Genomic DNA, 18,953 nt, shown 5'->3' with positions numbered 1-18,953 from the left:
GGCTCGCGGCCTTCGCCGCTCATGCCCGGGTCACCACCAGGTTGGCGTGGCCGTCGACCTCGGCGCGGAAGCCGGGGTGCAGCGGGAGGGTCGAGCCGAACTCCTCGATCACGGCCGGGCCCTCGACGGTGTCGCCGGGGGCCAGCCGCGCGCGGTCGTAGACCGGCGTGTCCGCCCAGTCGTCGCCGAAGTGGACGCGGCGGGTGCCGGTGCGGGCGCGGGAGGCGTCCTTGTCGCCCGGCGGGCGCTCCCTCGGGCGGGGGCGTTCGATCGGGCCGATGCCGGAGACGCGGTAGTTGACCCATTCGACCGGGTGCCGGGGGTCGTCGCGGTGGCAGTAGCCGTAGAGGGACTCGTGGGCGTCGTGGAAGCGGCGGACCACCTCGGCGCGGAACGCCCCGGTCACCTCGCCCGGCGGGGCGGGGACGCGCACCTCGAACGCCTGGCCGTAGTAGCGCAGATCGGCCGTGCGGGCGAGGCGCCCGGCCCCGGCCGCGAACCCCTCGCGTCCGAGGGCGGCGGCGGCCTCGCCCTCCAGGTCCGCGAACGTCCCGGCGACGGCGGCCAGGTCGAGGTCGGAGTCGCGCATGACCCGGGTGCGGACGTGGTCGGTCCGGACGTCCACGGTCAGCAGGCCGAACGCCGAGAGGTTGCCCGGATTCTCCGGGACGACGGCGGCGGGCAGGCCCAGCACGTCCAGCAGGCGGCAGCACAGCAGCGGGCCGGAGCCGCCGAACGCGACGAGCGGGTAGTCGCGGACGTCCAGGCCGCGCTCCACGGTGATCTGCCGGATGGCGTTGGCCTGGTTCCAGGCGGAGATCTCCAGGACGCCGGTGGCGGCGCGTTCGAGGGTGAGGCCGAGCCGGGCGGCGAGGCCGGCCAGGCCGGTGCGGGCCGCCTCGACGTCCAGCGGGATCTCGCCGCCGAGCAGGTGCGGCGGGATGCGGCCGAGGACGGCGTGCGCGTCGGTGACCGCGGGCTCGGTGCCGCCCCGGCCGTAGCAGAGCGGCCCCGGGTCCGCGCCGGCGCTGCGCGGGCCGACCTTCAGCGCGCCCTCCGGGGAGATCCGGGCGATCGAGCCGCCGCCCGCGCCGACGGTGACGATGTCGATCATCGGGATCCGGACGGGATGGCGGCCGATCGCGCCCTCGGTGGTCAGCGCCGGCTCGCCGTCCAGGATCACCGCGACGTCGGTGGAGGTGCCGCCGCCGTCCAGGGTGACGGCCGAGCCGCGCCCCGTGCGGGCCGCGACGAACGCGGCGCCGAGCACGCCCGCGGCCGGGCCGGACAGCACGGTCGTGATCGGCTGGTGCGCGACCTCCTCGGCGGACAGCACGCCGCCGTTGCTCTTCATCACGTGCAGGCGGGCCGGCGCCCGCTCGACCACCCGGGCGAGATAGCGCGACATGACGGGCTTGACCGCGGCGTCGACCAGGGTCGTGACCGACCGCTCGTACTCCCGGTACTCGCGCAGCACCTCGCACGACAGCGACACCACCGCCTCCGGATGCTCGCGCCGCAGCACCTCGCGCATCGCCAGCTCGTGCGACGGGTCGGCGTACGAGTGCAGGAAGCACACACCGATCGCGGAGATCCCCTGGTCGCGGAACCAGCGGGCCGCCGCCACCGCGCCCGCCTCGTCGAACGGCCGCAGCTCGGCGCCGGTGTGGTCGAGCCGCCCGCCGACCTCCCGCACCCGGTGGACGGGCACGATCCGCGGCGGCTTGACCCAGAAGTAGGAGTTGCCGTAGCCGTCCGGGACGCTCTGCCGCGCGATCTCCAGCAGGTGCCCGAAGCCCTCGGTGGTGACGAACCCGAGGCCCTCGATCCGGTCCTCCAGCAGCCGGTTCGTCGCGACGGTCGTCCCGTGCGCGAGGCCCGCGGCGGCCGCCCCGGGACGGCTGTCCAGGATCTTCGCGACGCCGGCCAGGAAGCCCGCGGCCGGGTCGGCCGGAGTGGACGGGGTCTTGGTGGTGACGATCTCGCCGGTGTCCTCGTCCAGCGCCACGACGTCGGTGAACGTCCCGCCGGTGTCGATCCCGATCCGCAGCCGTGCCGTCATGGTCATCCTCCTGCCCCGCGCCGCTTCCCGGCGAACCGTCGCGTTGTGCCAATGAGCGCGCCGTTCTTTGGCGACTCGCGACGGGCACTAAGCTGGGGCGATTCTTCCGACCTACATCGCTGGAGCCCGAACGATGGCGCTTGAACGGCCCGAGATCGACTTCCCGGAGGGGCAGCCCCCGGCGTACCTCGACATCACCGACATCACCGAGGGGGACGGCCCGGAGGCGACCAAGGGCTCGACCGTCTCGATGCACTACGTCGGGGTGTCGTTCTCGACCGGCGAGGAGTTCGACGCCTCCTGGAACCGCGGGAGCACCCTGGACTTCGAGCTGGGCTCCGGCCGCGTCATCAAGGGCTGGGACATGGGCATCGCCGGCATGAAGGTCGGCGGCCGCCGCAAGCTGGTCATCCCGCCGCACCTGGCGTACGGGGACCGGAGCCCGAGCCCCGCGATCAAGCCCGGAGAGACGCTGATCTTCGTTGTGGACCTGGTCGGCGTGAGCTGATCCGGCGGCGGCGGTCCGGGGGCGCGCCCCGGGCCGCCGCCTCAGTCCCGCCCCTTGCGCGGGAACGGTGTCACGGCCGGGGCGAACAGCTCCGCCGCGTGCCGCTCGTACAGCGCCAGGTTCCGCTCGGCCAGGTGGTCGAAGCCGTGCGGGACCGAGGAGCCGGGGGTGAGCGAGGCCAGCGCGGCGTCCGGGTCGAGCCGGGCCGCGGCCCAGCCCTCGTGGCTGGCGGCCCGCGCGACCACCTCGGCGACCGGCGACACGATCATCGAGTTGCCGAAGTAGAGCGTGCCGGCCGGGTCGGCGCCGACCGCGTTGGCGCCCACCACGTACACGTGCTCGTCGTACGCGCGGGCGCGGCACGTCAGCTCCCAGATGTCGGCCGAGCGCAGCAGCGCCGACGGGCGGCAGACCAGCTCGGCGCCGCGGACCGCCTGGATCCGCCACAGCTCGGGGAAGTCGCCGTCGAAGCAGATCGCCATCCCGATCCGGCCCAGCCCGGTCGGGACGACGCACACGTCGGAGCCGTGCGTGGTCCAGCCGCCGTGCCGGGCGTCCTCCAGCCGGAACGGGTGCGTCTTGCGGTAGACGCCGAGCACCGAGCCGTCCGGGCCGGCGAGGACGGCCGAGTTGTAGACCGTCCCGGGGCCGGGGCCGCGCTCGTACGTCCCGAAGCACACGTGGACGCCCAGCTCGCGGGCCGCCTCCTGGAACGGCTCGCTGACCGGCCCGGGGATCCCGGAGACCAGCTCCCACAGCTCTTCCGCGCCCACGCCGGGCGCGAACCCCGTCGTGCACGTCTCGGGCAGGACGATCAGCTCGGCGCCGGACTCCCGGACGCACCGCGCGATCCAGCCGGTGGCGTTGCCGATGTTGTCCCGTACGGTCGCGGGCGTGAGCGGGCCGGGGGCCGGCGCCAGCTGCACGGCCGCCGCGGTGAAGGGCCTCATCGTGTCCTCCCTGGTCAGGTTCTCGTCCGGCGTCCCAGGACGTACCCCACGACGACGCCCGCCAGCGCGACCGCGCCGCCCGCCGCGAACGCGGCCACCGCCGGGACCGCCGCCGCCGCGGGCCGCGCCTCGGCCCGGCCGCCCGGATAGACGCCCGGCACCGCCCGTTCCGCCTCCTGGACGGGCGCCCCGGCCGGCCCGGCCGGTTCGGCCCCGGTCAGCGACCGTTCCACGGCGGCGAAGAACTCGCCCGCCGTCCGCCGCGCCACCGACCCGATCATCCGCTGCCCGACGCCGCCGATCATGCCGCCGACCACCGCGTCCGCGTCGTAGTCGACCCGGGTGCCGGCCTCCTCCTCCGACAGCCGCACGCGGACGGTGGCGTCGACCGTCCCGGGGGCGCCCTGGCCGCGCGCCCGCAGCGTGAACGCGCGCGGCGGGTCGGGATCGGCCAGCTCGACGCGGCCCACGTAGGTGCCCTTGATGGAGGCGACCCCGGCCGTCACGGTCATCTTGTACGCGTCGCGCCCGGTCTCCTCCAGGGAGTGGCAGCCCGGGATCGTCCGGGCCAGCACGGCGGGATCCTGCAGCGCGTCCCAGACCCGAGGGAGCGGCGCCGCCACGTTGGCACTGCCGGTGACCTTCATGTCACGACCTTACGGAAGGCGTTCGCGGCGCCGTACGGCAACTTGTGCCGAGCACACGCCGAGAGTTGGGCAGATACGCCCCGTTCCGTCCCTACAGGTGGAGAATGTTCTTGCATCGGGGCGCGAACCCTCCCCCGCCCCCGCGCGTCAACCGATGCACACCCCCTGGTCTCGACGTACCGAACGGAGAACGCGGCTGATGCGAGGAACGATGCCCGTGGTCGCGACGGTGGCCGCAGGCGTGATCGGCGTAGCCGCGGGAACGTGGCCGTCCGTGCGCGCGCAGGCGGCCGGCGGCGAGGAGGGCCCGTCCATGCGGACCCAGCTCGCCTCGGTCCTGCAGGACCAGCAGTGGGCGAAGCCGAAGCCCGGTTCCTGGAAGCCGCCGCGGCCGGCCCCGGACGGGCTGCCGCCGGTCATCAGCCGCATCGACACGCAGGAGAAGGTCGTCTTCCTGACCATCGACGACGGCTACGAGTACGACCCCGAGTTCGTGAACCTGGTGCGCAAGGAACGCGTGCCGATCATGACGTACCTGACCACCCGGTACGTCAAGGGGCAGGGCCAGTACTTCTGGGCGATGCGCAACGCCGGGTCGGTGATGGAGAACCACACCGTCAACCACCTCAACATGGCGCTCCAGCCGCCGGAGAAGCAGAAGCAGGAGATCTGCGAGGCGTCCGACACGATCGCGCAGCAGTACGGCCGCCGCCCGCAGGTCTTCCGGCCCCCGTTCGGCAGCATGAACGAGACCACCCGCAAGATGGCCAAGGAGTGCGGGATCAAGTCGATCATGCTGTGGTCGGCGGAGTTCTACAACGGCACCACCGGCCCCGGCGTCGGCTTCAACGGCTTCGCGCGCGGCGACGGCGGCAAGGGCTTCAAGCCGGGCGACATCGTCCTCATGCACTACCGCAAGGGTCTCGCCGAGCAGTTCAGGACGATTTTGGGCTGGATCGAGCAGCAGGGCTTCCGGGCCGCGGCCGTGGAGAACTACCTGCCCAAGTCCCTCGGCGGCAACGCCCCCGACAAGCCCCCGGCCTCCCCCGCCAAGCCCTGACCCCGGCGGGTGCGGAGGGAGGCGTCGGACCCGGCGCGCTCGCGGAGGTGGAACAGGTCGTCCGGGCCGATCGGCATCGCGTCGATCCGGATGCCCTCGGCGTCCTCCACCGCCGACGCGATCACGGCGGACACGGGGATGACGCCCGCCTCGCCCGCGCCCTTGATGCCCAGCGGGTTCAGCGGCGACGGCGTCTCCAGGTGGTCGGTCTCGATCCGCGGGATCTCGCTCGCGTACGGCATCAGGAAGTCCATGAACGAGGCGTTGAGGAGCTGGCCGGAGGCGTCGTAGGCCATCCGCTCGTACAGGGCGCCGCCGATGCCCTGCGCCACCCCGCCGTGGATCTGGCCCTCGACGACCATCGGGTTGATGAGCCGGCCGCAGTCGTGCACGACCGCGTACCGGAGGATCGCGATCTCGGCGGTGTCGGGGTCGACCTCGACGATCGCGGCGTGCGCGCCGGCGGCGAACGTGGAGCGGACGGGCGAGTAGTAGTCGCGGCCTTCGAGGCCGGGCTCCTCGCCGCGCGGCACCGGCGGCTCGGTCGGCGGCGCGCCGACGGCGAACTGCGTGGCGCGCGCCGTCTCCTCGTCGAACGCGTAGCGCAGCGGGTTGGACAGGACCGCCACCGTGCGCAGCGGGACCGCGGCGGTCCGGTCGCCGCGCACGTGGACGACGCCGCCGGTGATGTCCAGGTCGTCCGGGTGGGCCTCGAGGGCCTCGGCGGCGATCCGCAGCGCCTTCGCGCGGACCTTGCGGCAGGCGAGCGCGATCGCGTTGCCGCTCATCACGGCGGCGCGGGACGCGAACGTGCCGACCGCGTACCCGAACCGGCGGGTGTCGCCGGTGGTGACCCGCACGTCCTCGATCGGCACGCCCAGCTCGGCCGCGGCGATCTGGGCGAAGACGGTCTGGTGGCCCTGCCCCTGCGAGGTGAGGCCGGTCGAGACGTGCACCCGGCCGGCCGAGTCGATCTCGACATGGCCGCCCTCGTACGGGCCGACGCCGGTGCCCTCGACGTAGCAGCCCAGGCCGATCCCGATGCGGCGGCCCGCGCGCGCCGCGGCGGCCCGGCGCTCCTCGAAGCCGTCCCAGCCGATCAGCTCCCGCACCCGGCGCAGCAGCTCGGGGTAGTCGCCCGAGTCGTAGATCAGCGGGCGGCCGTCCTGGAACGTGAGGCCCTGATCGTACGGGAACTCGTCGGGCCGGATCATGTTCGCCTCGCGCACCGCCGCCCGGTCGAGCCCGAGGTGGTCGGCGATCCGGTCCATCGTCCGCTCCATGCAGAACACGCCCTGCGGGCGGCCCGCGCCGCGGTACGGGGTGACGATCAGCGTGTTGGTGTAGAGGCTCACCACCTCGGCCCGGTACGCGCCCGGCTTGTATGGGCCGAGCAGCTGCGTGGACGTGACGATCGGGATGATGATGCCGTACGGGGTGTACGCGCCGTGGTCGTGCAGGATCCGCACGTCCAGGCCGAGCAGCCGCCCGTCGCCGTCGAAGCCCGCGCGGACGTGCTGGACCTGGCCGCGCTCGTGCGCGGCGGCGACGAAGTGCTCGCGGCGGTCCTCGGCCCACTTCAGCTCCCGGCCGAGCAGCCGCGCCGCCCACGGGACCAGGATCTCCTCCGGCCACGGATGCACGATCTTGACGCCGAAGCCGCCGCCGACGTCCGGCGCGATCACCTCGACGCGGGACGGCGGCAGCTCCAGCTTGGCGGCGATGGCGGCGCGCACGCTCGTGGACGCCTGCGTGGAGGTGTAGACGCGCAGGGACGCGTCGTCGGCGTCCCAGCGCGCGTACACGCCGCGCCCTTCGAGCGGCATGGACGCGCTGCGCTCGATGTCCAGCCGGAACTCCAGGACGTGCGGCGCCGCGGCGAGCGCCGCGTCGACGTCGCCGGTGTTCTGGTGGAGGACGGCCGCGACGTTCCCCGGGACGTCCTCGTGGACGAGGTGACCGGCGCGTTCGGCGTTCTCGATGCCGACGACGGCGGGCAGCGGCTCGTACTCGACGCGGACGCGCTCGGCGGCGTCCTCGGCCAGGTAGCGGTCGCGGGCGACGACCATGACGACCGGCTCGCCCACGTGCCGGACGACGTCGCGGGCCAGCGGGTACGCGGTGCGGCCGTGGGTGAGGGACGGGTGCGGGATCAGCAGCGGCAGCGGCTCGCCGACGCGGCCGGGCAGGTCCTCGTGGGTGTAGACGGCGACGAGGCCGTCCACGTCGAGCGCGTCCGACACGTCGATGCCGGTGACGCGGGCGTGGGCGTGCGGCGACCGGACGAACGCGGCGGCGAGCGCGCCGCGGCCCAGGTCGTCCAGGAAACGGCCCTGGCCGGTGAGCAGCCGCGGGTCCTCGCGGCGCGGAACGGGCCCGCCGAAGTCGCGCGTCCCCATCAGAACTCCTCGGCCGCCGTCTCGTTCCGAGGGGGCGGCCCCCCAGACCCCCCACCCGCCGCGCCGCCGCCTTCCTCCGCGGAGCTCCGGATGGCGGCGCCGCGGCGGGTGGCCTTGACGATGTTCTGGTAACCGGTGCAGCGGCACAGGTTGCCCGAGATGCCCTCGATGACCTCGTCCTCGGTGGGGTGCGGGTTCTCGCGGAGCAGCGCGGTGACCGTGCAGAGGAAGCCGGGCGTGCAGAAGCCGCACTGGAGGCCGTGGCACTCCTGGAACGCGCGCTGCTCCGGCGACATCTCGCCGTCCGGCCCGGCCAGCCCCTCCACCGTGGTGATCTCGTGGCCGCGGGCGGTGGCGGCGAGCGTCAGGCACGAGCGGACCGGCTCGCCGTCCATCAGGACGGTGCAGCAGCCGCACACGCCGTGCTCGCAGCCGACGTGCGTGCCGGTCAGGCCGAGGTCGTGGCGGAGCAGGTCCGACAGCAGCCGGCGGGCGGGGGCGCGGGCGGCGCGGTGCACGCCGTTGACGGTCAGCGCGATCTCCAGCGTCTCCTCCGGCTCGGGCATGTCAGGGCTCCCGTCGCAGTGCCTCGCTCGTCGCGGCGCGCAGCGCGCGTTCGGTGAGGACGCCGGCCAGGTGGCGCCGGTACGCGGCGCTGGCGTGCAGGTCGGCGTCCGGGTCGAGGCGCTCGCGCGCGTACGCGGCTACGGCTGGCCAGTCGCCGGTGCGGACGGCGGACGCGGCGGCCTCGGTCAGGTCGAGGACCAGGGGGGTCGCGGCCACGCTCAGGTAGCCGGCGCGGGCGGACGTCACGCGCAGGTCGTCGTCCAGCTCCACGACCGCGGCGACGCCGGCGAGCGCGTAGTCGCCGTGCCGGCGCGCGGTCTCGGCGAACGCGGTGCCGGCGAGCGGCGGCACGGCCGGGAAGAACGCCGACACCGCCAGCTCGTCCGGGCGCAGCGCCGATTCCAGCGGGCCGGTGAAGAACTCCGCGGCCGGTACGGTGCGCCGCCCGCGCACGGACGCGGCCTCGACCGTGCCGCCGAGGACGGCCAGCACGGCGGGCAGCTCGGCGGCCGGGTCGGCGTGCGCGAGGCTGCCGACGACCGTGCCGCGGTTGCGGATCACCGGGTGCGCGACGTGCCGCAGCGCCTGCCGGAGCAGCGGCTGCGCGGCGGCGGCGGCGCGGTCGCGCTCGACGCGGGCGTGCCGGGCGAGCGCGCCGATCCGCACGCCATCGGCGCTGACCTCGACGGTGTCGAGCTCGGCCAGCCCGTTGACGTCCACGATCCTGGCGGGGGCGGCGAGCCGCATGTTGAGCAGCGGGATGAGGCTCTGCCCGCCCGCGAGGACCTTGGCGTCGCCGCCGCCGAGGGCGCGCAGCGCCCCGGCGGCCGTCTCCGGCGCGGTGTACTCGAAGGGCGGCGGCTTCACGGGCGGGCGCCGCCGCCCGCGCCCGCCGGGCCGTCCGCCGCCGCGGCCGGCTCCCCGGCGCCGGGGCCGCCGACGCGCCCGGAGATCCAGCGCAGCAGGTGGTAGCCGGCCAGGACGACGATCGTGCCGAACGCGATGCCCTCCAGTTTGAAGTCGTCGCCGATCGCGTGCACGACCGGGCCCAGCGCCAGGATGATCCCGGCGCCGATCGGGACCATGTTGACCGGGTCGGCGAAGTCCACCCGGTTCTCCACCCAGATCTTGGCGCCGAGCAGGCCGATCATCCCGTACAGGATCACCGTGACGCCGCCCAGCACCCCGCCGGGCGTGGCCGCGACCAGCGCGCCGAACTTGGGGCACAGCCCGAACGCGATCGCGATCAGCGCGGCGACGTAGTACGCGGCGGTGGAGTAGATCCGGGTCGCCGCCATGACCCCGATGTTCTCGGCGTACGTGGTGGTCGGGGAGCCGCCGACGGAGGTGGTGACGACCGTCGCGGCGCCGTCGGCGAAGATGGTGCGGCCGATGAGCGGGTCGAGGTCGGTGCGGGTCATCTCGCCGACCGCCTTGACGTGCCCGGTGTTCTCGGCGATCAGCGCGATGACCGCGGGCAGCACCAGCAGGATCGCCGACATCTTGAAGTCGGGCGCGTGCATCTGCGGCAGCCCGAACCAGTCGGCGGACCGCACGGCGTCGAAGCTCACCCGGTCGTGCGGGAACGCGGTCGCCACGCAGTACGTGCCCTCGGGCTGGCACGCCCGCCCGTCCGGCCCGATGAGGTTCTGGCCGGGGAGCACGGCGGTGACGGGGCCGGCGACCCGGTCCAGCACCCACGACAGCGCGAACCCGAAGACCAGCCCGAGCAGGATCGCGATCCGGCCGAGGAAGCCGCGGAACAGCACCATGACCAGGAACACGAACGCCATCGTGGTGAGCGCGACCCAGTGGTCCTGCGGCCAGTACGTGTCGGCGACCACGAACGCCAGCCCGAACCCGATCAGCATCACCACCGCGCCGGTCACCACCGGCGGGAACACCCGCTGGATGATCGCGCCGCCGAGGACGTGGATGAGGATGCCGCACAGCGCCAGCACCACGCCGGCGACCAGGATCGCGCCGGTCACCCACGCGTCGGCCTGCGCGCTGTCGACCCCGGCCCGGATCGCGAAGACGCCGCCCACGAACGAGGCGCTGGTGCCCAGGTAGCTCGGCACCTTCCCCTGCACGATCAGCAGGAAGAGGATCGTCGCGACGCCGGACATCATCACCGCGAGGTTGGGGTCCAGCCCCATCACCAGCGGGAAGACGAACGTCGCGCCGAACATCGCCACCACGTGCTGCGCGCCGATGCCCGCCGTCCGCGGCCACGACAGCCGCTCGTCCGGCGCGACGACCTCACCCGGCGGCGGCGTCCTCCCGTCCCCGTGCAGCCTCCAGCCCCACCTGCCCGGTCCAGACGCCATGCGCACCCTCCCTGGTGTCCTGCCGGGCCCGCTGGGTGACGGGTCGTTCACGGCCTTGCGCGCAACCTAGAACGACCCTGGTCAGCAGGCATCGGCGACTCTTGCCAAAGGACCGGCCCCGGGTTGGGAGACGGGCACGGTTCCGGCATGATCAGTTATCACCCGGCGGGCCGGGTCTCACTCCTCAGATGCCGCGCATCCGCAGCACGTGCAGCGCCAGCGTCAGGTTGAGCCGCAGGTGGGCGTCCTCGGTGAACGGGCCGAGCATCCGCTCCAGCTTCCCGATGCGGTACCGCAGCGTGTTGTAGTGGAAGTGCAGCCGGCGGGCCGTCTCGGCGACGTTGAGGTTGGTCTCCAGCAGCACCTGGAGCGTGCGGCGCAGGTCGACCAGCTCGGGCTCGTCGTCGCCGGCCAGCTCGCCGAGCGTCTCGCGGACGAACGCGTGCAGCTCCGCCGGGTCCGACACCAGGCTCAGCAGCCGGTAGACGCCGAGCTGGTCGAAGTGCGCGCGGGCCCCGGCGCCGTGCAGCTGGCGGCCGACCCGCACCGCCTTGACGGCCTGCTCGTACGCCTCGGGCAGCCCGGCGGGCGTCTCGACGGTGCGGCTGACGCCGGTGGAGAACGTCCGGCGGTGCTCGGCGAAGACGGCGGCGGCCTCCTTCACCATCGCTTGGACCGGTCCACCGGTCATCGGCGCGGGATCGTCGGCGTCCGCTCCCACCACGGCGACCACCTCGTGCGCGAACGTGGCGACCGCCGCGCCCGGGTCGTGCCGCCGCACGGCGGTGGTCCAGGCGGCGGCGAGCCGCTCCTGCGCGGCGCGCTCCTCGGTGCCGCGCGCGTCCCGCGCCACCGCGTCGCGTCCCCGCGCGTCGCCGCCCCTGCCGTCGCCGCCCCTGCCGTCGCGGGCGTCGGCGCGCGGCCGCCCGTCCAGCTCGGCGACCAGCACCATCGCGGGCCGGTCCAGGTCCCAGCCGAAGCCCGCGCAGTGCGCGATGACGCGGTCGTCGTCGCCCGCGCGGCCGGCGAGGATGTCGCGCAGGAAGTCGGCGCGGTACTTGCTCTCCACCGCCGAGACCGCCTGCTGCTTGGTGATGACCAGGGCCGCGACGGTGGCGGCGCGTTCCAGGATCGTCAGGTCGGCCTCGCCGAGCGTCCCGCCCGGGCTGTAGGCGACGAGGCGGCCGTGGTCGAACCCGCCGGCGACGACGGGCGCCACCAGGTGGTCGCCCTCGTGCGCGGAGCCGCGGCCCAGCGCGCGCATCGCCCGCACGTGCTCGTCCGGGCCGGCGCCGGCGAGGACGCGCTGCTCGCCGTCCAGCGCTACGACCGCGACCTCCAGCAGCGCCGCGACCTCGTCCACGACCTCCTGGAGGCCGCCGCCGCACAGCACGATCTGCACCAGCGCCCGGTGCACCTCCTCGGTGCGGGCGAGGACGGCGGCCTGCCGGTTGAGGATGTCGGTGAGGACCTGGTTGAGGATGTCGTCGAAGCCGACGTCGTCGGCGAGTAGGATCAGCGGGAACCCGCGCCGGTCCGCCTGCGCGATCATCTCGGCGGGCAGCGAGTCCAGGTACCGGCCGAGCTTGATGGCCAGCGCGGCCAGCCCGCGCTCGTCGAGGTCGGCGACCAGGTTGTCCAGCGACTGCGGGGTGTTGCGCAGCGGGTAGCCGGTGGTCAGCAGCAGCTCGTTCGGCTTGACCCACGACAGGATGTCGGGGACCTCCATCACGTTCAGCCGCTGGACGACGCGGCCCAGCCCGGACCGGCCGGCGATGACGCGGGCGCCCTTGAGGGAGGAGACGCCGAGGACCTCGCCCACGGGGAGCCCGTAGGTGAGGGTGCCGGTGCTGGCGAGCCGGAGGGCGGGGGGATCCATCGCGAAGGATTCGGGCGCGGGGCGGGGGCGGGGCGGTTTGGGCGGGGGGTCCTGGGTGGAGGTGGTGGAGGTGGTGGAGGGGGCGGGAGGCGGGAACGACCTCGGCTCCACGGGGATGGACATCAGTTGACTCCCAACTGGGTCGGCTCCGGCGTCGAGTTCCTCGCACGCCGAGGTGCGCGGGTCGGGCTCTGGTGGAGCCTTTCCCGTTCGGCCCGGGTCGTGCCGCGCGCGCCGGGTACACGTCCTGGTGCGGGGTGCGCGTGGTCGTGCGCGTCACGAGCTGGTCGAGCGCGTGGCGGGGGCCGGTGGTCCGGCCTGTGGCCGAGTGAGGCGTTCATGGACGCTGGCTCACGGGAACGGTCACCTCGCTCTTTTGGTGCTGACATCGCCCGTTCGGGCGTGATCGCTACCGCTGTGCGATCAACCCTGACAACAAAGACGAAGGATGACAACCAGTCTTGGCAGCTTTCTCCATACGTCACGCCGCGTGCCCGGCCGTACGGTCGCGGCTAGAGAGGCCGGGCCCCGGTGACGACTCCGGCCCTCGGGAGGACCCCGTGACTGCCCTCGTGCGCGACCCGATCACGCTGGCCCCGCGGCCCGGCCACCGGCCGCCGGCCGCGGGCGCCGCGAGCCTGGCGCTGCGCCCGGTGCTGGACGCCGCGCGCCGCCCGGCCCGCGTCATCGCGGCCTTCCCGTCGGCCGTCTACCTGGAGCTGCGCGGCGCGGCCGAGCCCCGGGTGGTCGCCGCGGTCACCTCCGACGCGGTACGGCTGCCGAACGCGGTCGTGATGGTGGCGACGCGCCGCGAGCGCCCGTTCCGCCGCGTCCGGGAGGGCGCGGACGCCTGGGTCGGCGACGGCCGGATCGACACCGAGGGGCTGGAGGCGCGGGTCCGCCGCTGGTGGGACCCCTCCCCCGCGCTCGGCGCGGTGGCGCCCGGCGCGCTCGCGCACGGCGTGCGCGCCCTGGAGGCGGCGCTGCGCGAGGCTGGCGGCACCGCCCGCGGCGGGCTGGCCGGGCACCCCGATCCGGACCTGCTCGCCGACCGGTGCGCCGCGGGCGACCTGGTCGGCGCCGTCGAGTGCGCGGAGCGGATCGTCGGCCTCGGTCCCGGCCTGACGCCCAGCGGCGACGACATCCTGGCGGGCCTGCTGGTGGCGCTGCGGCTGGTCGGCGGCGCCTGCGACCCCGGCGGCCGGGCGGAGTGGCTGGCCGGCTGGCTGGGCGCCGCGGTCACCGCCGACGCGGGCACCCGTACCACGGCGCTCGCGGCGACGCTGCTGCACTGCGCCGCGTCCGGCGGGGCGGGCGCCGAGGTGGCCGCCGTGCTGCGCGCGGTCGCGGGCCACGAGCCGGCCGCGCCCGCCGTGCGCCGGCTGCTGGCCGCGGGCCACACCTCCGGCGCCGACCTGGCCGCCGGCGTCCACGCGGGCTGCCGCGCCGCCCTGGCCCTCTGCGCCACCGGCGACCGCGCCCGCAGGGTCCCGGCATGACACGGCACCCTCGGGGGGAGCGATGAGGGCTTTCGTCGAGGTGCGGCGGGGGGCGTACCACGACTCGGTCACGCTGATGCGGGTCAGCCGGCGGGTGGGCGAGCTGGACGGGGTCGCGGGGGCGATGGCGGCGATGGCGACCGGCCTCAACCTGGAGATGCTCGGGCGGATGGGCTTCGAGGTGCCGGAGGCGGCGGGGCCGGCGGACCTGGTCGTGGCGATCCGGGCCGAGGAGGGGGCGCTCGGCGCGGCGCGGGCCGCGCTGGACGGGCTGCTCCGCGAGTCGCGCACGGACACGGGCGCGGCGGGACCGGACGCGGCGGCGCCCGCGCGGACGACGGGGGCGGCGGCGCGGCGCGCGGGCGCCCGCGCGGGCGGCGGCACGGGCGCGAGCGTCGCGCTGGTGTCGGTGCCGGGGCCGCACGCGTTCCCGGAGGCGATGGACGCGCTGGAGGCCGGGCTGAACGTGATGGTCTTCAGCGACAACGTCCCGCTGGAGCAGGAGATCGCGCTCAAGGACGCGGCGGCCCGGCTGGGCCTGATCGTGATGGGGCCCGACTGCGGGACGGCGCTCGTCGGCGGGGCGGGGCTCGGCTTCGCGAACGCCGTCCGGCCCGGGCCGGTGGGGCTGGTGGCGGCGTCGGGCACGGGCGCGCAGCAGGTGGCGTGCCTGCTGGACGCGGCGGACGCCGGGGTCAGCCACGTGCTCGGCGTCGGCGGCCGGGACCTGTCGCTGGAGGTGAGCGGGCGGTCGGCGCTGGCCGCGCTGGCGGCGCTGGACGCCGATCCGGCCACCGAGCTGGTCATGGTGGTGGCCAAGCCGCCGGCGCCGCAGGTCGCCGACCTGATCCGGGAGGCGGCGCGGCGGCTCGACACGCCGGTGGAGTTCGCGTTCGTGGGGGCCGGCGACGATCTGACGCGGGCGACGGAGCGGGCGCTGCGGCGGCTCGGCCGCACGCCGCCGGCCTGGGCGGCGGGCCACGCGGAGCACGCGCCGCTTCCGGGCCCGGGCACCGTGCGGGGGCTGTTCGCGGGCGGGACGCTGTGCGCGGAGGCGGCGGCCGTCCTGCGGGCCGAGCTGGGCGGCGACCTCGCCGCGGGCGGGCACTCGCTGACCGACTACGGCGACGACGCGTACACCCGGGGGCGGGCGCACCCGATGATCGACCCGACGCTGCGGCTCGCGGCGATCGAGGAGCGGGCGGGGACGCCGGACCCGGGGGTGCTGCTGATCGACGTGGTGCTCGGGTACGGCGCCGACCCCGATCCGGGCGGCCCGCTGTCCGGCCTCCTCCGCGCGGTGCTGCGCGCCAACCCGAACCTGCGCGCGGTCGTCTCCCTCTGCGGCACGCGGCGGGACCCGCAGGGGTTCGACCGGCACATGGCCGGGCTGCTCGACGCGGGCGCGTCGGTCTTCCTGTCGAACGCGCAGGCCGCGCGGTTCGCGGCGAAGCTGGCGAAGGGGCCTCATGGGTGAGCGGCGGCCGCGGCTGAACGGCCTGCTGACCAGGGACCCGGCCGTCGTGGCGGCCGGGGCGGGCGTGCTGGCCGACGCGCTGGAGGAGCAGGCGGTCCCGGTGGAGCGCGTCGACTGGCGGCCGCCGCCGGAGGAGATGGCGGACGTCCTGGTCGCGGTGATGGGCCGTCCCGGGTACGCGGCCGCCAACGAGCGCGCGGCCGGCCGGATGCTCGCCGCGCGGCCCCACCTGGTCGACGTGCGCCCCGCCGCCGAGGTCCTCGGGCTGGAGCGCGGCACGTTCCTGCACGCGGGCCCGCCCCTGGAGTGGGACCGGGCGTCCGGCCCGATGCGCGGCGCGCTGGTCGGCGCGATGCTGCTGGAGGGCCTCGCGGATTCGCCGGAGAAGGCGGAGCGCGCGCTGGAGAAGGGCGCGGCCGCGCTGGAGCCGTGCCACCACCACGCGGCGGTCGGGCCGATGGCGGGCGTGGTGAGCCCGTCGATGTGGATGCTCGTGGTCGAGGACGCCGAGCACGGCGGCACCGCGTACTGCTCGCTGAACGAGGGCCTCGGCAAGGTCCTGCGGTACGGCGCGTACGGCCCCGAGGTGATCGACCGGCTGCGCTGGATGGGCGCGGTGCTCGGCCCGGTGCTGCGGTCGGCGGTGCGGCGGCACGGCCCGGTGGACCTGCTGTCGATCATGGCGCAGGCGCTCCAGATGGGCGACGAGCTGCACAACCGCAACCGGGCGGCGACGTCGCTGCTGCTGCGCGAGCTGGCGGCCGGCATCGCCGAGGCGGACGCGCCCCGCGCGCAGGCGGCCGAGGTGCTGCGGTTCGCGGCCGGCAACGACCACTTCTTCCTCAACTTCGCGATGGCGGCGGCCAAGGCGTCCGCCGACGCGGCCCGGGGCGTGCCGGGGTCGAGCATGGTGGTCGCGATGGCCCGCAACGGCACCGACTTCGGTGTGCGGCTGTCGGGGACGGGCGACCGCTGGTTCACCGGCCCGGCCGGCGTCCCCGACGGGCTCTACCTCGGCGGGTACGGCCCCGCCGACGCCAACCCCGACATCGGCGACTCGACCATCACCGAGACGGCCGGGGTGGGCGGCTTCGCGCTGGCGGCGGCACCGGCGATCGTCCGGTTCGTCGGCGGCGAGGTGCCCGACGCGCTGGACGCGACCCGGCGGATGTACGAGATCACGCTGGCCGAGCATCCGGTGCTGCAGATCCCGCTGCTGTCGTTCCGCGGCACCCCGGCCGGAATCGACGCGGCGAAGGTGGTGCGCACCGGGATCCTGCCGGTGATCGACACCGGGATCGCCGGCCGCGAGGCGGGCACCGGCCAGGTCGGGGCGGGGCTGGTGTCGCCGCCGCCGGAGGTGTTCCGGGACGCGCTGCGGGCGCTGGCCGAAACGGCGTGACGGCGGCCCGGCGCCGGGTACGTTCGACCGCATGACCGAGTCGATCACCGGGGCCCAGTACGAGATCGCCGCGGGCCCGTACCGCGCCGTCGTGACCGAGCAGGGCGCCGGCCTGCGCGAGCTGACCCGCGGGGGCCTGCACCTGATCCTGTCGCACGGCGCGGACGAGCCGGTCCCGGCGGCGATGGGGCAGCTGCTCGTCCCGTGGCCCAACCGGATCGACCGCGGCCGGTACGCCTACGACGGCCGCATCCACCAGCTCGACCTGTCCGAGCCGGGCAACGGCTGCGCGATCCACGGGCTGGCCAGGTCGGTGCCCTGGACGGTGGTGGAGCACGGGCCGTCGCGGGTGCGGCTGGCGCACCGCCTCCTCGGCGGCGCCGGCTATCCGTACCGGCTCGACCTGGAGGCCGACTACTCGCTGGACGCCGGCGCGGGACTCACCGTGCGGCTGTCGGCGGTGAACGCGGGCTCGCGGACGGCGCCGTACGGGCACGGCGCGCACCCGTACCTCACGGTCGGCGAGCCGCTCGACGTCTGCACGGTGACGGTCACCGCGGACCGGTACCAGCCGGTCGACGACCGGATGATCCCGGAGGGGCCGCCGCTGGACGTGGCGGCGACGCCGTACGACCTGCGCGACGGCCGCCGGCTGGACGGCCACGCGATCGACAACGCGTTCACCGGGCTGCGCCGCGACGGGGACGGCCGCGCGTGGGTGCGGCTGAGCGGCGGCGGCCGGACCACGGCGCTGTGGGCGGACGCCGCCCATCCGTGGCTGGAGATCTACACCGCCGACCAGGTCCCGGACGACCGGCGGCGGCGCGGGCTGGGCGCCGAGCCGATGACGTGCCCGCCCAACGCGTTCGCCACCGGGACCGACGTGATCCATCTGGAACCGGGTGCACAGGCGGCCGGTTCTTGGGGGATCATGGCGGAGTGAATCTCAGCGTCCCCTCGTACGACGACCTGTCCGCACGGATCGCCGCGGTACGCGACGATCACGAGAAGCAGTTCCCCGGGCCGGCCGCGGGGCGGCAGCCGGTGCACACCGTCTACGTGCCCGCCGACCGGTTCTCCCGGTCCACCCCCGCCGACTTCGGCGCCGAGGCGCTGCGGCTGCTCAACACCCACACGCCGGGCGCCGGCTCGTTCGGCAGCGCGTTCGGCCTCGATCCGGAGATCGCCGGGCCGGTCCGGGAGCGGGTCGCGGCCAAGCTGGCGAGCGAGCCGGTGGAGGACGTCCGGATCGACTTCGAGGACGGCTACGGGCTGCGTCCCGACGACGAGGAGGACGCCCACGTCACCCAGGTCGTGGAGGCCGTCGGCGCCGCGTACCAGGTGAAGGCCCTCCCCCACTACTGGGGCGTGCGGGTCAAGTCGTTCGCCGACGGCGCGCACGAGCGTTCGATGCGCACCCTGGACGGCTTCCTCACCGCGCTGCGCGACCGGCTGGGCCGGCTGCCGGGCGGGTTCACCATCACCTTCCCCAAGGTGGTGTCGGCCGAGCACGTCGCGCTGTTCGTGGAGTACCTGGACCGGCTGGAGAGCTCGCTCGGGCTGCCGGGCGGCATCCTGCGGTTCGAGATCCAGGTGGAGACCCCCGAGGCGATCGTCGACCCGGAGGGCCGGATCGGGCTGCGGGCCATCGTGGCGGCCGCCGGGCCCCGGCTGACCGCCGCGCACTTCGGCGTGTTCGACTACACCGCCGCCCTGGGGCTGCCGCCCGAGGAGCAGCGGCTCGACCACCCCGCCTGCGACCACGCCCGGCACGCCATGCAGGTCACGCTGGCCGGCACCGGCGTGCGGATCTCCGACGGCTCCACCAACGTCATCCCCCGCAACGACGGGCCCGACGAGGTGAACGAGGCGTGGCGGGTGCACGCGCGGCACGTCCGGCACTCGCTGCGGCACGGCATCCACCAGGGCTGGGACCTGCACCCGGCGCACCTGCCCAGCCGGTACGCCGCCGTGTACGCCTACCACCTGACCGGCGTGGACGAGGTCATCGGCCGGGTCCGGGCGTGGCACGAGCAGGCGGCCGGCAGGGAGAGCGGCGTGCTCGACGAGCCCGCGACGATCCGGGCGCTGACCGCCCGCCTCCAGCGCGCCGTCGACTGCGGCGCCCTGGACCCGGGCGTCCTCCCCGCACCCGCCGAACACTGACCGCCCG

15 protein-coding genes are annotated in these 18,953 nt (G+C 75.3%); 7 read left to right on the top strand and 8 right to left on the bottom strand.

Annotated features, from left to right (window positions below; translation table 11 throughout):
- Window positions 1-19: 19 nt before the first annotated feature.
- Window positions 20-2,062 carry a hydantoinase/oxoprolinase family protein gene (locus tag ACA361_RS16895; protein WP_375012920.1) on the bottom strand — a complete coding sequence of 681 codons (2,043 nt, stop codon included), beginning with the start codon at window positions 2,060-2,062 and terminating at the stop codon, window positions 20-22.
- A gap of 133 nt (window positions 2,063-2,195) precedes the next feature.
- Between ACA361_RS16895 and ACA361_RS16890 the strand changes: the two genes are divergently transcribed.
- Window positions 2,196-2,570 carry an FKBP-type peptidyl-prolyl cis-trans isomerase gene (locus tag ACA361_RS16890; protein WP_375012919.1) on the top strand — a complete coding sequence of 125 codons (375 nt, stop codon included), beginning with the start codon at window positions 2,196-2,198 and terminating at the stop codon, window positions 2,568-2,570.
- Window positions 2,571-2,611: 41 nt separating this feature from the next.
- On the opposite strand, the gene ACA361_RS16885 is transcribed toward ACA361_RS16890, so the two are convergent.
- On the bottom strand, window positions 2,612-3,520 hold the full coding sequence (locus ACA361_RS16885; protein WP_375012918.1) for a carbon-nitrogen hydrolase family protein: 909 nt from the start codon (window positions 3,518-3,520) through the stop codon (window positions 2,612-2,614).
- Window positions 3,521-3,534: 14 nt separating this feature from the next.
- Window positions 3,535-4,167 (bottom strand): carbon monoxide dehydrogenase subunit G, encoded by a 633-nt coding sequence (locus ACA361_RS16880; protein WP_375012917.1) that lies wholly within the window; start codon window positions 4,165-4,167, stop codon window positions 3,535-3,537.
- A 199-nt stretch (window positions 4,168-4,366) separates the two neighbouring features.
- Between ACA361_RS16880 and ACA361_RS16875 the strand changes: the two genes are divergently transcribed.
- Window positions 4,367-5,227, top strand: coding sequence for a polysaccharide deacetylase family protein (locus ACA361_RS16875; protein ID WP_375012916.1), 861 nt, complete (start codon window positions 4,367-4,369; stop codon window positions 5,225-5,227).
- Here ACA361_RS16875 and cutA read toward each other — a convergent pair.
- The 5 genes from cutA to ACA361_RS16850 form a co-directional block, all read right to left on the bottom strand.
- Window positions 5,161-7,626, bottom strand: coding sequence for an aerobic carbon-monoxide dehydrogenase large subunit (cutA, locus tag ACA361_RS16870; protein ID WP_375012915.1), 2,466 nt, complete (start codon window positions 7,624-7,626; stop codon window positions 5,161-5,163). The two genes, ACA361_RS16875 and cutA, sit on opposite strands and share 67 nt — an antisense overlap.
- Window positions 7,626-8,192, bottom strand: a complete 567-nt coding sequence (locus tag ACA361_RS16865) for a (2Fe-2S)-binding protein (protein WP_375012914.1) — start codon at window positions 8,190-8,192, stop codon at window positions 7,626-7,628. Before ACA361_RS16865 ends, cutA begins: the two co-directional genes overlap by 1 nt.
- 1 nt (window position 8,193) lies before the next feature.
- Window positions 8,194-9,060 carry an FAD binding domain-containing protein gene (locus ACA361_RS16860; RefSeq protein WP_375012913.1) on the bottom strand — a complete coding sequence of 289 codons (867 nt, stop codon included), beginning with the start codon at window positions 9,058-9,060 and terminating at the stop codon, window positions 8,194-8,196.
- Window positions 9,057-10,523, bottom strand: coding sequence for a uracil-xanthine permease family protein (locus ACA361_RS16855; RefSeq protein WP_375012912.1), 1,467 nt, complete (start codon window positions 10,521-10,523; stop codon window positions 9,057-9,059). The genes ACA361_RS16860 and ACA361_RS16855 overlap by 4 nt, the downstream gene beginning before the upstream one ends.
- A gap of 184 nt (window positions 10,524-10,707) precedes the next feature.
- On the bottom strand, window positions 10,708-12,402 hold the full coding sequence (locus ACA361_RS16850; protein ID WP_375012975.1) for a PucR family transcriptional regulator: 1,695 nt from the start codon (window positions 12,400-12,402) through the stop codon (window positions 10,708-10,710).
- A gap of 560 nt (window positions 12,403-12,962) precedes the next feature.
- On the opposite strand from ACA361_RS16850, the gene ACA361_RS16845 reads away from it, so the two are divergent.
- The 5 genes from ACA361_RS16845 to ACA361_RS16825 are packed head-to-tail and all read left to right on the top strand — an operon-like array spanning window position 12,963 to window position 18,946.
- Complete coding sequence (locus tag ACA361_RS16845; RefSeq protein WP_375012911.1) at window positions 12,963-13,901, top strand: DUF2877 domain-containing protein; 939 nt, start codon at window positions 12,963-12,965, stop codon at window positions 13,899-13,901.
- A 22-nt stretch (window positions 13,902-13,923) separates the two neighbouring features.
- A complete protein-coding gene (locus ACA361_RS16840; RefSeq protein ID WP_375012910.1) occupies window positions 13,924-15,378 on the top strand; it encodes an FdrA family protein in 1,455 nt (484 codons plus the stop codon).
- A complete protein-coding gene (locus ACA361_RS16835) occupies window positions 15,371-16,780 on the top strand; it encodes a DUF1116 domain-containing protein (protein WP_375012909.1) in 1,410 nt (469 codons plus the stop codon). The genes ACA361_RS16840 and ACA361_RS16835 overlap by 8 nt, the downstream gene beginning before the upstream one ends.
- Window positions 16,781-16,811: 31 nt before the next feature.
- Window positions 16,812-17,723: an aldose 1-epimerase family protein gene (locus ACA361_RS16830; RefSeq protein ID WP_375012908.1), complete on the top strand. Its 912-nt coding sequence runs from the start codon at window positions 16,812-16,814 to the stop codon at window positions 17,721-17,723.
- Window positions 17,720-18,946 carry an aldolase gene (locus ACA361_RS16825; RefSeq protein ID WP_375012907.1) on the top strand — a complete coding sequence of 409 codons (1,227 nt, stop codon included), beginning with the start codon at window positions 17,720-17,722 and terminating at the stop codon, window positions 18,944-18,946. Before ACA361_RS16830 ends, ACA361_RS16825 begins: the two co-directional genes overlap by 4 nt.
- Window positions 18,947-18,953 lie beyond the last annotated feature (7 nt).

Source organism: Actinomadura sp. 21ATH (assembly GCF_041951345.1).
GTDB lineage: Bacteria > Actinomycetota > Actinomycetes > Streptosporangiales > Streptosporangiaceae > Spirillospora.
The sequence above is the reverse complement of the archived record's forward strand: the minus strand, read 5'-3'. Positions and strand labels throughout refer to the sequence as shown.

Coding starts and splice junctions, on each gene's coding strand:
- ACA361_RS16895 (WP_375012920.1), bottom strand. CDS start 2,062: ATGACGGCACGGCTGCGGATCGGGATCGACACCGGCGGGACGTTCACC.
- ACA361_RS16890 (WP_375012919.1), top strand. CDS start 2,196: ATGGCGCTTGAACGGCCCGAGATCGACTTCCCGGAGGGGCAGCCCCCG.
- ACA361_RS16885 (WP_375012918.1), bottom strand. CDS start 3,520: ATGAGGCCCTTCACCGCGGCGGCCGTGCAGCTGGCGCCGGCCCCCGGC.
- ACA361_RS16880 (WP_375012917.1), bottom strand. CDS start 4,167: ATGAAGGTCACCGGCAGTGCCAACGTGGCGGCGCCGCTCCCTCGGGTC.
- ACA361_RS16875 (WP_375012916.1), top strand. CDS start 4,367: ATGCGAGGAACGATGCCCGTGGTCGCGACGGTGGCCGCAGGCGTGATC.
- cutA (WP_375012915.1), bottom strand. CDS start 7,626: ATGGGGACGCGCGACTTCGGCGGGCCCGTTCCGCGCCGCGAGGACCCG.
- ACA361_RS16865 (WP_375012914.1), bottom strand. CDS start 8,192: ATGCCCGAGCCGGAGGAGACGCTGGAGATCGCGCTGACCGTCAACGGC.
- ACA361_RS16855 (WP_375012912.1), bottom strand. CDS start 10,523: ATGGCGTCTGGACCGGGCAGGTGGGGCTGGAGGCTGCACGGGGACGGG.
- ACA361_RS16850 (WP_375012975.1), bottom strand. CDS start 12,402: ATGGATCCCCCCGCCCTCCGGCTCGCCAGCACCGGCACCCTCACCTAC.
- ACA361_RS16840 (WP_375012910.1), top strand. CDS start 13,924: ATGAGGGCTTTCGTCGAGGTGCGGCGGGGGGCGTACCACGACTCGGTC.
- ACA361_RS16835 (WP_375012909.1), top strand. CDS start 15,371: ATGGGTGAGCGGCGGCCGCGGCTGAACGGCCTGCTGACCAGGGACCCG.
- ACA361_RS16830 (WP_375012908.1), top strand. CDS start 16,812: ATGACCGAGTCGATCACCGGGGCCCAGTACGAGATCGCCGCGGGCCCG.